10 protein-coding genes are annotated in these 13,011 nt (G+C 46.4%); 6 read left to right on the forward strand and 4 right to left on the reverse strand.

Features of this window, described 5'->3' with window-relative positions:
- The 3 genes from AC4E7D_RS05255 to AC4E7D_RS05265 all read right to left on the reverse strand — a co-directional run.
- The coding region (locus AC4E7D_RS05255; protein ID WP_490172762.1) for an MATE family efflux transporter at positions 1–1,370 on the reverse strand (1,370 nt) is incomplete at its 3' end.
- Positions 1,371–1,580: 210 nt separating this feature from the next.
- Positions 1,581–2,129: a hypothetical protein gene (locus tag AC4E7D_RS05260; RefSeq protein WP_490172763.1), complete on the reverse strand. Its 549-nt coding sequence runs from the start codon at positions 2,127–2,129 to the stop codon at positions 1,581–1,583.
- A 59-nt stretch (positions 2,130–2,188) separates the two neighbouring features.
- A complete protein-coding gene (locus AC4E7D_RS05265; RefSeq protein WP_490172764.1) occupies positions 2,189–5,368 on the reverse strand; it encodes a cytochrome c biogenesis protein in 3,180 nt (1,059 codons plus the stop codon).
- Positions 5,369–5,506: 138 nt separating this feature from the next.
- Here AC4E7D_RS05265 and AC4E7D_RS05270 point away from each other — a divergent pair, with 138 nt between their 5' ends.
- Genes AC4E7D_RS05270 through AC4E7D_RS05280 form a run of 3 tightly spaced genes read left to right on the forward strand, consistent with a single transcriptional unit; the run spans position 5,507 to position 7,388 of the window.
- Positions 5,507–6,268: a Rossmann-like and DUF2520 domain-containing protein gene (locus AC4E7D_RS05270; protein ID WP_490172765.1), complete on the forward strand. Its 762-nt coding sequence runs from the start codon at positions 5,507–5,509 to the stop codon at positions 6,266–6,268.
- A complete protein-coding gene (locus tag AC4E7D_RS05275; RefSeq protein ID WP_490172766.1) occupies positions 6,258–6,785 on the forward strand; it encodes a KdsC family phosphatase in 528 nt (175 codons plus the stop codon). Before AC4E7D_RS05270 ends, AC4E7D_RS05275 begins: the two co-directional genes overlap by 11 nt.
- Positions 6,786–6,788: 3 nt before the next feature.
- Entirely contained in the window at positions 6,789–7,388 is a 600-nt protein-coding gene (locus tag AC4E7D_RS05280) for a Maf family nucleotide pyrophosphatase (RefSeq protein WP_490172767.1), read from the forward strand.
- Positions 7,389–7,419: 31 nt separating this feature from the next.
- On the opposite strand, the gene AC4E7D_RS05285 is transcribed toward AC4E7D_RS05280, so the two are convergent.
- On the reverse strand, positions 7,420–8,091 hold the full coding sequence (locus AC4E7D_RS05285) for an SRPBCC family protein (protein WP_490172768.1): 672 nt from the start codon (positions 8,089–8,091) through the stop codon (positions 7,420–7,422).
- Positions 8,092–8,277: 186 nt separating this feature from the next.
- Here AC4E7D_RS05285 and AC4E7D_RS05290 point away from each other — a divergent pair, with 186 nt between their 5' ends.
- From AC4E7D_RS05290 to AC4E7D_RS05300, 3 genes are all read left to right on the forward strand, one after another.
- Entirely contained in the window at positions 8,278–9,237 is a 960-nt protein-coding gene (locus AC4E7D_RS05290) for a septum formation inhibitor Maf (protein WP_490172769.1), read from the forward strand.
- Between the two features lie 90 nt (positions 9,238–9,327).
- Complete coding sequence (locus AC4E7D_RS05295) at positions 9,328–11,859, forward strand: PIG-L family deacetylase (protein WP_490172770.1); 2,532 nt, start codon at positions 9,328–9,330, stop codon at positions 11,857–11,859.
- A 104-nt stretch (positions 11,860–11,963) separates the two neighbouring features.
- On the forward strand, positions 11,964–13,011 hold a 1,048-nt coding region (locus AC4E7D_RS05300), incomplete at its 3' end, for a sodium:solute symporter family transporter (protein ID WP_490172771.1).

Consider the following 13,011-nt stretch of genomic DNA (forward strand, 5'->3'; position numbering starts at 1 on the left):
CAGATGATGGCACTAACAGAGAGCAGCACCTCGGCAAGGGTAATGGCCAGAAAAACGCCAAGGGCCCCCAATTCAAAGGTAATGGCAGCCAGGTAGGCAAAAGGCAATTGAAATATCCAGAAGGAAATAAAATTGATCTTTGTTGGTGTCCGTGTATCCCCTGCCCCGTTGAACGACTGTGAAATTACCATACCATAGGCATAGAAGAGGTATCCTGCCGCAACCACCTGAAGGCAAAGGGCCCCGTTTTGCACAACAAGGGAAGTATCATTGAAAAGTGAAATTATCTCCTTTGCAAAGACCAGGTATAGGATAGAAACGGCCAGCATAAATATGGCATTGTACTTTCCGGTAAGCCATACAGATTTCTCTGCGCGATCTGGCTGTTGGGCCCCCAGGTTTTGTCCAACCAGGGTAGCCGCAGCATTGCTCATTCCCCAGGCTGGCATGAAGGTAAACATCATTACCCGAATGGCAATGGTATATCCTGCCAGTACTTCACTTCCAAATTCTGACATGATCCGCATTAAAAACACCCAGCTGGAGGTACCAATAAGAAACTGGGCAATGCCCCCAAGTGATACCTGGACCAGATTGAACATCACCTTAAGCCGCAGCATTATATCCTGCAACCCCAATTTGATGCGACCCCATCCATAGAATAAGATAGCCAGCTGGAATACAACAGCTGTACCCCGCCCAATATTGGTGGCAATGGCTGCACCCATAACCCCGAATTCGGGAACTGGCCCCAGTCCGAAAATAAAAATAGGGTCCAGGATGATATTCAGGGTGTTCGATAACACCAGCGTCCACATGGCCATGGAAGCATCCCCTGCCCCCCTGAAGATGGCATTTATCAAAAATAGCAGCACAATGGTAATGTTGCCCCCAATTAGTAACTTGGTATACCCGTAGCCTTCTTCAATTAGGTCGGGTTCACCTCCCATCAGTGCAAGGATCTCCTTAGAGTATAAAAAGCCCAGCACGCCGATACCTGCCGCTACAAACACCCCGAGTAAAATGGCCTGCATGGCTGCTTCACGGGCACCTTTTTCGTTCTTTTCCCCTACCCTTCTGGCGACCACTGCTGTAGCGGCCATACTTAAACCGATGGCAATGGCATACACCAGGGTAATTACCGATTCTGTAAGCCCTATAGTAGCTACTGCGTTGACGCTTACCTGGGATACGTAGGCAATATCCACAACGGCAAAGACTGATTCCATCATCATTTCCAGGATCATGGGAATGGAGAGCATGAAGATGGCCTTTCGGATACTACCAGAAGTAAATTCCGTTTCCCTGCCGGTTACGGCGATGATGAAATAGCGGAAAAATTTTTTTATGGAATTGTTATTCGAAGTCATGAAATGAAATTATGTAGTTAGGTAAAGAGCGTCTTGGAACCCCCAAAGAGCAGGGGTTTATCGGGTGGCAATGGCCGGCAAGACATCTGTGGTGAACATAATTTCTAGCACTTCATAACGGCACAAAGATGCAATTTTTTTCGAAGAAGTAAAATTTACTAGAACGATTGGGGATTCCTGAACCCTTTTTATTAGGGTCTAACTAAGTAATTAATCCAGTTTTTCCGGTCCCTCTGAATCGTTGTGGATCACCCAATGTTCATCCTGCATGGACTTATATCGGATCTCGTAGTTCAGTCCTTCCTCTATTGAGGCCAACCTGGAAAGAAACAACTGGTAATCATCTGCTGAGGTTGCCTGAAAAATACGATACGTGCTATTAGGTGGTATAGCCATACCTGGATCTAATGAGGAGTTATCAAAATATGCTAAACTATCCAATGCGGCATCCTGCGCGATCAAAAAATTGAACAAATAATGGCCATAATCCTTTAGATCATACTCCTGTCCCCGATACTGCAATTTAACGGATTCGATAATTGCGGGGCCCACACCATAATTCTGAATGCTAAGCGTGTAGGTCTTGTTTTCGATATCATTGGAAGTAGACAGTTGCAAATACGGTAAAATTGAGAGGTAATTTTGCTTACTCATCAGGTTGGTCTGATAGATGAAGATGATCAGGGTGATAAAGCTGATGCTCATTGCACTCAAGCTGAGAATGCGCTCAGAATTCCATTTGATCTTTAACTTGGCCATAGTGGTAGAACTAATTTTCCAAAAAGTAAGGATTACGGATTATCCCGTAAGCAATAGCATTACTTATTCTTGTAGACAACACGATACCTCCATAGACTAACCGCTCCCAGGATCACTACGCCTAAAACCGTATACCAGACAAAGGTCGGGGTGATCACCTTGGCACCGCTGGCATAACTATGCAGCCCTACCAGATAGAAGTTGACCCCAAAGTAGGTCATCATGATGCTGGCGAAAGCGATGATGCTCAGGAAATTGAAGGTCCACCTTCCTTTTAAGCCGGGAACGAGTCGCGCATGAAGGACAAAAGCATATACCATAATGGAAATCAGGGCCCAGGTTTCTTTGGGGTCCCATCCCCAGTATCTCCCCCAGCTTTCATTGGCCCATTGCCCGCCAAGGAAATTTCCAATGGTGAGCATAATCAAACCAACGGTCAATGCAAGTTCATTGATCACAGTGATTTCCTTCAAGTTGTGCTCCATACGTTTTTTGTTCTTTCGGTTGGTAAGGATGATCAGTAGCAGGGACACCACACCAAGGATCATCCCTACCGTCAACGGGCCGTAACTGCCCACGATCACAGCCACGTGAATCATGAGCCAGTAACTGTCCAGCACGGGCACCAGGTTGGCAATGGCCGGATCTACCCAACTCTGATGGGCGATCCAGAGCAACATGGAGGTCACAAAGGCCGATGCAGCAATGGTAAGATCACTCTTCCTCCCGAAGGAAAGGCCCATGGCGAGCGTAGCCCAGGAGACATACAGGATACTTTCATAGGCATCACTCCAGGGAGCATGCCCGGAGATGTACCAGCGCATTACAAGGCCTGCGGTATGCCAGATAAAAAAGATAATTATCGCCCCTTTAAAAAAGTAGGTCCCTACTTTCCATATCTCCCGTTCTTTAAAAATCCGGAATACAAGCACAAAGAACATGAGAATACCCACCAGGGCATACCATTTGTACAGGCGGTTAAAAATATCGAGTTTGTTATAGATGATCTCTGCCTTTACCTTTTTCCTGGAAGGGAGCACTTCGCTGCCGTGATTTTCCTGGTTTACGTGGAAGGCATTCAAGAGGTTATCGGCCTGGCTGTAGTCACCTGTAGACTGGGCTTCTCGCAAGGACATCAGATAGTAGGGAATACTATTGCTGATAAAATTGCTGTAAAGGCTGTCCCCTACCTGGAAACGGCCTGCCCGGTATTCCACTGCGGAAATCCATTTGTTATTTTCATCGTTCAGCAAGGGGTAGATCTTGATGATTTCACCGCTTAAAGCGCGGTCCAGCAAACTCAGGCGGAAATAAGCATCCTTAAAATCCTGTTGAAATTTATTCGGGGTGTTGGTCGAAAATGCCTCCTGCAGGTAAGGCCCGAGTTTATTTCTCCCGCTTTCATCAAAGAAATCTGTTGCCCTGATAAACTTTTTCCCTTCCGGAATACCAATGATCTTGCGGATACTGTCGTTCTGGGCCGTTTTGTCCAGGGCAATAAATTCGTTATTGTACCATAGTGCCGGGTTGAGCATCATGGAAAGGAAGACCTGGTTGGCATCCAACTCTTTATAGGAATCCTTGAAACTGAGCTTTCTCAAGAGCTCAGAGGCAAAGGTGTTAATGGGTTTCATTCTTCCCCCGTCGTCCTGGATAATCAACTCTCCAAAAAGTGCAGCGTGTTCCTCCGGCACTTTTGTTTGCAGGATTAGGGAATCCACTTCCTCCTGTGTGGGTGGTGCCGTGTGCACGTGTTCCTCACCGCCAGAGGTGTCCTGGGCAAAGGCCGTGGATGAAAGCAACAGGAGCGCTAATGTGGTCAGTGCTGCCTTTTTTCGTTTAAGTTTGTCAAGGGCTTTGGCCAGGTCCTTGAACCTTGTCTTTCCGTAAAACATGATCCCCAATAGACCGATGTAGAGCAGGAAATAACCAATGTAAGTAACCCAGGTACCCCAGAAGTCGTGGTTTACTGAGAGTACCGTTCCTTTCTCATCCTGGTCAAAACTGGCCTGGAAAAAACGGTAGCCCCTGTGGTCGAGGACATGGTTCATATAGATATCGTAATCGAACGCCCGATCATCATTTACCGTGATCTTGCTCATGAAAGAGGCGTAAGCTTTCTCCGTACCAGGATATTTTTCCGCTATAAAATCGTTAAGGCGAATACTGAAAGGGAGCTGATATACCTTGGAGCCGTACGCCAGGGTAAAATCGAGACCGCCAACATTGATCCTGTCAGAATAGGTGGCCGTTCCACGCCCTCCCATGAGTTTGGCCTGCGCCTTTTCCCCATTGGCAGCAATTTCTACAACAAGAGCATCCTGGTCATTTTCCGTTTTCTCTTCCTCAGGTATGGGGGTAACATCGTATTTCCCTTTGATCAAGGGCTGTGGGATCACAAACTGCATGCCTCCCATATTGTAGAGCGAACGCAGTTGAAGGGTTTGTAAACTGTCCGGGATAACCTCCCCGTTGTACTGGTCAGACATCCGCATAAACTCCCCAGGAAAAGGAGATTGCATCTGGTACAGGGTATCACGTGCAAAAATATTGACCGCCCCTTCTGTGGGCTTGTTCAGGGCAAAAAGTACATTGTGAATATTGGTAACCGTACCGCTTTTCACATAATGATCGTGCCGGCCACCCCCGCCGGATTCCACGATCTTTAAATAGGGTTCCCCATTTGCATCAGGCACAAAACCTTTTCTAGCTCCTTCAATAAAATCCACATAGGAAATGGTGAAGTCCTGGCCATTAAAATCAAAGTCCCAGGGTAGATTGGTTTTCAGGGCTTCCGGAGTAACCATCAGTTCATCCTGGAAGGTTTTTCTCATGGGTTCCCCTTCAATCTCCCCATCCACAAGGGCGGTGAGGAAGGTTTTATCGGAATAGAAAACATTTTCAGTACTGCCTTCACGAATGGGCATCATGCCTTCATATCCAAAATACCTTGTGATGAATGCCCCTACAATTATGAGGATCCAGGAAAGGTGTAAGGTAAGTACGGCCCATTTTTCCTTCCTTAATAGTTGATATCGTTTAATATTGCCTATGAAATTTATAAGGAAAAAAGCCATGATCGCCTCAAACCACCAGGCATTATAGATCCAAATCCTGGCCGTTTGGGTACTGTACCAGCTTTCAATAAAAGTACCAAAAGCCATGGCGGTAGCAAATACGATAAACAGTACTGCCATTAATCTCGTTGAGAAAAGGGTCTTCTTCAGTATGTCTTGCATCTTCGGGAAACAGCTTTGGTTGAGTCGGTAAAAATAAGGCCTTTTTCCCGCTTAACATGGGATAAAAGCCCATAAAAAGTTGAACAGAATTGTTAATAATTCAAAAGGGCCAGGCGGATAAAAGTTGTATTTTTGGCCATGCAGAAAGTAGTACTACTCGGTACGGGCAACGTGGCAACACATCTCTTTGAAGCGTTTACCCGTAGTGAAAACATCACGGTGATACAGGTATTTGGTCGTTCTGCAAAAGGCTTGGAAGCCTTTAAAGGTCGAACCAATATCACTCAGGAACCAGATCAGCTTACAAAAGCTGATATTTATATCATTGCTGTAAGTGATGATGCTATAAGTGTTGTATCACAATATGTTACAGATAAGAGTGCTGTCGTGGCGCACTGCTCAGGAGCTGTGGGACTTGATGCACTTCCGGAAGATATAAATCGAGGTGTGTTTTATCCATTGCAGAGTTTTACCAAGGGAAGAACCATTGACTTTTCTTCGGTGCCCATCTGTTATGAGGGTAGCTCGGAAATGGTCCGAGAAAAGCTTTTGAACCTGGGAAAAGCCATTTCACAAGTCTGTATTCCTTTGAAATCCGAACAGCGTCTGGCCATGCACCTGGCTGCTGTGTATACTAATAATTTCACAAACCATATGCTGTACAAGGCATCACAGGTTTGCAAAAAAAATAATTTGCCTTTTTCACTGCTTATACCATTGCTATCAGAGACTGTTGGAAAGCTGAGTAAACATACTACTCCCTACGATGCACAAACGGGCCCAGCAAGGCGGAACGACAAACAAACACAGGAAAAGCATCTGCAAATCATACCTGACAAAATAGACAAAGAAATCTACTCGTTATTGAGTGAATCAATCCGGACAACTTATGGAGGCTAGCTATAAAACCTATTTAAAAAACATCAACACCTTTGTCTTTGATGTTGACGGTGTTTTTACAGACGGGACCGTGCTGATTACCACAGATGGGGAACTGTTGCGTAAAATGAACATACAGGATGGATACGCCGTAAAAACCGCCCTGAAAAAGGGATACCGCATATGTATAATCACAGGTGGCACGAACGAAGGCGTCAGAAAAAGGCTTAAAGGATTGGGGGTTACCGACATTTACCTCGGTGCAGATCACAAAATAGAAGTTATGAAGGAGTATCTGGAATTATATGAGATTGACCCTGCCACCGTCCTGTATATGGGGGATGACCTGCCGGACCTGCCTTGCCTGGAGATAGTCGGGATGCCAACCTGTCCACAAAATGCCGTTCCGGAGATTAAGGAAGTCTGTAAATACATCTCTCCGCATTCCGGAGCTGAAGGTTGTGTGCGAGATGTTATTGAACAGGTGCTTAAGGTGAAAGGGGACTGGCGCGACAACCTCAGCGCCAAAAACGATTAGCCTATGTTTAAGGAATTACCAAACCCCTATCGGGTAGTTTTGGCTTCGGGCTCTCCCAGGAGGCAGCAACTGCTCAAAGAAATGGGCGTATCCTTTGAGTTGCGTGTCAAATCCGTGGAAGAATCCTACCCGGAGCACCTCTCAGGCGAAGAGATCGCAAGTTTTCTGGCCCAAAAAAAGGCCAAGGCACTGCATGATGAGTTAAAGGAAGATGAACTCTTGATCACCGCTGATACCGTTGTCTGGCACAAGGGAAATTCCCTTGAAAAGCCGGAGAACGCAAAAGAGGCAAAAGAAATGCTGCGCGCCCTGTCTGGGGATACCCATCAGGTGATAACGGCTGTATGCCTGACTACTACGAAGGGGGGCCGTATCATCTGCGACCAAACATCGGTAAAGTTTGCAGAACTGACCGAAGAGGAGATCGATCACTACATTGCAACTTTCAAGCCCTTTGACAAGGCCGGTGGTTACGGCATACAGGAATGGCTGGGAATAATCGGAATACAAGAGATCAAAGGTTCCTACACCAATGTTGTTGGGCTTCCCACCCAGAAGTTATACAACGCCTTAACAGATGCTTTGGGCCAAACTACAGTATAACCCTCCCTACACGCGACAAACATCTTGCGGCTTAAACCTGTAATTGATCCGCATGTTTTAGCTTGGGTGCAGCGATACGCTTCTTTATCCCTTTAAACATGCCCTCCTGCATAACAAAATGTGCAGGCTCCATGAAAAAGTAAACTCTCAGTCTTTCTCTTATTGAATGAGCAGTAACCTGGTGACGCGAAATAAGTCGGGTGGTATTTTCATCAATGGGCTCCAGGATAAAAGACCAGACCCCGCTGGGTTTGGTATCCGCGTCTGATGGCCAGTACAAAGAAAATGACAGCTCATTAGGAGGATGTGCGTTCTCAACTCTTGCCAAGGGAAACAAATCCTTCTGCCTTGGATGACTCATCCAGAAGGTGTCGCCCACATGTATATCCTGCCATTCCGGATGAACATGATCTGCATTTTGGAGGTCCATCCTAAAAAGGGATTCAATTACATTATATGAATAAAAAGCTGCCCTTCCCCATCCCACCTGTACCAACCAGGGCCATATCTCTTCCGGTGTAGCGTTGATATTGGCAGCCATAGTCGAGCGAAAGCGTTTTGGAGAAATGAGCTCATCCCCAGGGAATTTTCTCCGGGCTTCATTTTTTGTAACCCCTCTTCTTAAGATTACAGGCCGAAGTATAAAATGGTAAATGATCAATACAGCTGCAACTATGAGCAGGGTTGTCTGAAAGGCGTTCATGTTCTCTTTTTAGGTTAAATCCTCAGTGTACGTTCGGAAAAATCTTACTACCAAAATAGGACATAGAGAAGGCTATGAAAATGATCAGCGTCATCTTGAGTGGAGTTGCCCAACCAAAAACCTTATAAAACGTTAAGGGACATGGTGTTATGAGTGGATCAAGATATCTTTGCACAAAAAGCAATGATGAAAAAGATAGCTGCAGCACTCGCTGCATTCACCTTCACCAGTATTGGGCTACTCGTTCTAACTTCCTGTCACGATGCTGCATCGGCAAGTGAACCAGGTACTGTTCGAGCCTCAATTGAGGTAGCTCTGAACCACAATTCAAAAAAGAATAGTCTCACCCGGGAGTTCAAGGAGTACTGGTATCAGGGAGAAGCCGAGATCAGCAGCTTTGAACTGGAACAAGCCCGTTATGGGGAAATCCGGAAAGGGCACGCCGTACATGTTTTTGTAACAGAACCTTTTTCAGCCGTGAAACAGGTAAAGGCAGATTATGACCGGCCTGGAAATATACCGGTATTGAAACTAAATACTACTAAAAAATACCTTACAGGGATTTACCCCTACTCTATCATGACCAGTAGTTTCTATCCCGTGAGTGGTAATGGCCATGCCGTAAAAGTCTCTAATTCTGTTCAGGAGTGGTGTGGACAGGTGTATACTCAATTGAACAACAGGGAGCAATTTGATATCATGTCGCATTCCTATTTTGAGGGAGAAGCTGATCAACAACTGTCGGTGGAAAAAACTGTGCTGGAAGATGAGCTGTGGAACATGATACGAATACAACCCGGACAGCTGCCTACGGGAAAATTCAAAATCCTGCCATCTCTGGAGTTTATTAGGGTGAGCCATATTCCTATTAAAGCATACGAAGCAGTTGGCAGCAAACAAACTGTAGACGGACGGGTCACCTATTCCCTGGAATACCCGGAACTGGGTCGCACACTTCAGATTATCTATGCGCAGCAATTCCCCTATGGTATTGAAGAATGGACAGATACCTTCAGGAGTGGCTTTGGCAGTAATGCAAAAATCCTGACCTCAAGGGCCAGGAAGATCAAAACCATCAAGGCGCCATACTGGCGGATGAACAGCAATAAGGATTCCATACAAAGAAGCATGCTGAAGCTTCCGTAAGGAAAGCTAACCGCCTGTTAAAGAAGTGCAAAATAAACCAGCAGGGGGCCTATTCTTGCTATCTTTGGATACCATCAAACAGATCAGTCTATGCGAAAACCCTTGCTGTTACTGCTGGGAAGCTTCTTTGTCTTTACAGCAACCCTTGCGCAGGCCCCAAAAAAATATACCTCATCAGAATCCTATCAACTGCTCAGAAAACTGAACTTTCTGGGCTCAGCACTCTATATTGCGGCCCATCCGGATGATGAAAATACACGTTTGATCTCCTACCTTTCCAACAAAGTTCATGCGCGTACTGGTTATTTGTCGATCACCCGGGGAGATGGGGGCCAGAACCTGATCGGGACAGAATTACGGGAACTTTTAGGGGTGTTGAGGACGCAGGAATTACTTGCTGCACGCAGGGTAGATGGCGGAGAACAATTCTTCACAAGAGCAAATGATTTCGGTTATTCCAAACACCCAAACGAAACACTGCGAATCTGGGATAAGGAAGCCGTATTAGGGGACGTAGTACGGGTCATCAGGAAGTTCAGGCCAGATATTATCATCAATCGCTTCGACCACCGCACTCCGGGTTCTACCCACGGCCACCATACCTCCTCGGCCATGCTCAGCACAGAAGCTTTTACCTTAGCAGGGAGCCCCGCTGCATATCCCGATCAATTGGATGCCCTTCAACCCTGGAAAACCCGAAGGATCTTTTTTAATACCTCCTGGTGGTTCTATGGGAGTCCGGAGAACTTTGAAAAAGCCAATAAGGAAAAAATGCTCAAACTTGATGTGGGCACCTACTATCCCTTCCTGGGAAAATCCAACAACGAAATTGCAGCCGAGGCGAGCAGCCAGCACCTCAGCCAGGGCTTTGGACGGCTTTCTGTCAGGGGCACAGAACCCGAATACGTGGAATTACTGGAAGGGGACCTTCCTGCCAATAAAGAAGACCTTTTTGACGGCATTAATACCAGCTGGACCCGCATATCCGAAGGGGAAGCCATAGGTGAACTACTCTATGAGATCGAGGAAAACTTCAATTTTGAAGACCCTACCGAGCACCTGCCTGCACTGATGAACGCATATCAATTGATCTCGAAAATTGAGGATGCCCACTGGAGGAAGGTAAAAACCCAACAGATCAAAGAATTGATCACTGCTGTATCCGGTATGTACCTGGAAGTATCTGCCAGGGATTCCGAGGCAAATCCAGGATCATTTGTAACCCTGGGTATTGAAGCCCTCAACCGAAGCGAAACACCGGTAAAATTCCTTTCCCTCGAGTTCTCCAGTGGACACAATGTACCCAGGAATGAGGATTTAAACTACAATGAGAAGGTAGTTTTTGAAACGGAAACTAAAATCGTGGATACCGCACCGTACTCGAGTCCCTACTGGCTTTCAAAAAAAGGGTCTCTTGGGATGTACCAGGTAGACGACACCTCACTAATCGGAAGACCCGAAACACCAGTAGTGCTCAAGGCCAATTTCCATCTTACCATAGCGGGCTTACCCATTACGTTTGAAAGAGACGTGGTCTACCGATATTCCCGGCCAGACAAAGGAGAACTATACGAACCTTTGGCTGTGCTTCCCGAGGCGACTGTCAGATTTGAAGATAAAGTGATCATCTTCAACAATAGCGAACCCAGGGAAATACCTGTAACCGTAATTGCTCATAAAGACAAGTTGTCTGGAGAACTTGAATTGTCTCCCGGACCCGGTTGGAAAGTAGCTCAACAAAAACAACAATTTTCAATTTCCAGAAAGGGAGAGGAAATAACACTGCTGTACCAACTAACTCCACCACAGGAAGAAGATGAAGGCTACATCAAGCCACTGATCCGGGTCAATGGAAAGGAGCTCAGCCATCAGCTTGAAGTAATCCCCTACCCCCACATTCCCAAACAATCTGTTCTGCTGCCGGCCGAAGCCAAAGTAGTGCGTTTGGATTTAGACAAAGCAGGAAGAAACATCGGATATATCGAAGGTGCAGGAGACGAGGTGCCCGAAAGTCTGGAGCAAATTGGCTACCAGGTGAATCGCATCCACCCTTCAGAGATCCAAAAGCTATCGTTGGATGCCTTTGATGCTATCGTTGTTGGGATCAGGGCCTACAACGTTTCTGATGAATTAAAATTAAAACAGCCCCTTCTCCTGGAATACGCCAGGAATGGGGGCACCCTTATTCTTCAGTACAATACTGCGGGAAGGCGGGACCGGCCTTTTGATGACCTTGCCCCCTATCCCTTAACTTTGTCCCGGGACCGTGTAACCGATGAGCATTCCGAGGTACAGCTGATTGCTCCCGAACATCCCGTTCTGAATTTCCCGAATAAGATCAGTAGTCGGGATTTTGAGGGTTGGGTGCAGGAACGAGGACTGTATTTCCCAAATCAATGGGACAACCGATTTACGCCCATTCTATCCATGCACGACGAGGGGGAAAATCCAAAAAAAGGCAGCTTACTGGTAGCTCCGTATGGAAAGGGCTATTATATTTACACAGGACTGAGTTTCTTCAGAGAGCTGCCCGCCGGAGTTCCCGGAGCGTATAAATTGTTTTCCAATTTGCTTTCGCTGGGGAAGCACAAAATGGAAAAGACATCCGATATAAAGGGATAGCATGAAACACAATTTTATCTGGAAAAAGACATATACACTGGTGCTGGTTCTCAACGCCCTGTATATTATTTTCTTTTATCTAATCATGACCGCATACCTCTGATATGGCCGTAATCGACTGGATCATTCTCTCAGGAACCCTGTTATTCATAGTCGCCTATGGGGTATGGAAAACACGGGGCAGCGAGGATGTTTCGGACTATGTGCTCGGTGGGAACCGGGCGAAATGGTGGACCATCGGATTATCGGTAATGGCGACCCAGGCAAGTGCCATTACTTTTCTTTCTACTCCCGGCCAGGCTTTTCACGACGGAATGGGATTTGTGCAGTTTTATTTTGGCCTGCCCTTGGCCATGATCATTATCTGTATCGTCTTCATTCCCCTGTACCACAAATTAAAGGTCTACACCGCTTATGAATTCCTCGAAAAGAGGTTCGACCTGAAAACGCGGACGCTGGCGGCAATTCTTTTCCTTATCCAACGCGGACTGGCCGCAGGGATCACCATTTTTGCCCCTTCCATTATTTTGTCAGCTGTGCTCGTCTGGGACCTGAAAACCCTCAATATCATTATCGGGGTCCTGGTCATTATTTACACCGTTTCCGGGGGTACAAAAGCGGTAAGTGTTACACATAAACAGCAGATGTTTATCATCATGACCGGGATGATCATGGCTTTTTTCTTCATCCTGGGCTACCTGCCTACAGACATCACCTTTGATAAAGCCATGGAAATCGCCGGGGCAAGTGGTAAGCTGGAAATCCTCAATTTCGATTTGGATACCTCGAGCAGGTACACCTTCTGGAGCGGTATTACCGGTGGGCTTTTCCTCGCACTGGCCTATTTCGGCACAGACCAAAGCCAGGTACAGCGGTATTTATCTGGAAAATCGGTTAGAGAAAGTCAGTTAGGGCTCATTTTTAACGCCGTTTTCAAGATTCCCATGCAGTTTTTCATCCTATTGGTGGGTGTTATGGTATTTGTATTTTACCAGTACAATACCTCTCCCCTCAATTTCAATCCCGCTGCCACGGAGGCTGTGTTGAATTCTGAGCTGGGAGAGGAATACCAGCTTTTGCAACTGGGGCACCAGGAACTTGAGAAGGAGAAGAAAGCGGCTCAGGACAACTATTCCTCGGCATTGGATACCG

Source organism: Lentiprolixibacter sp., from assembly GCF_982873095.1.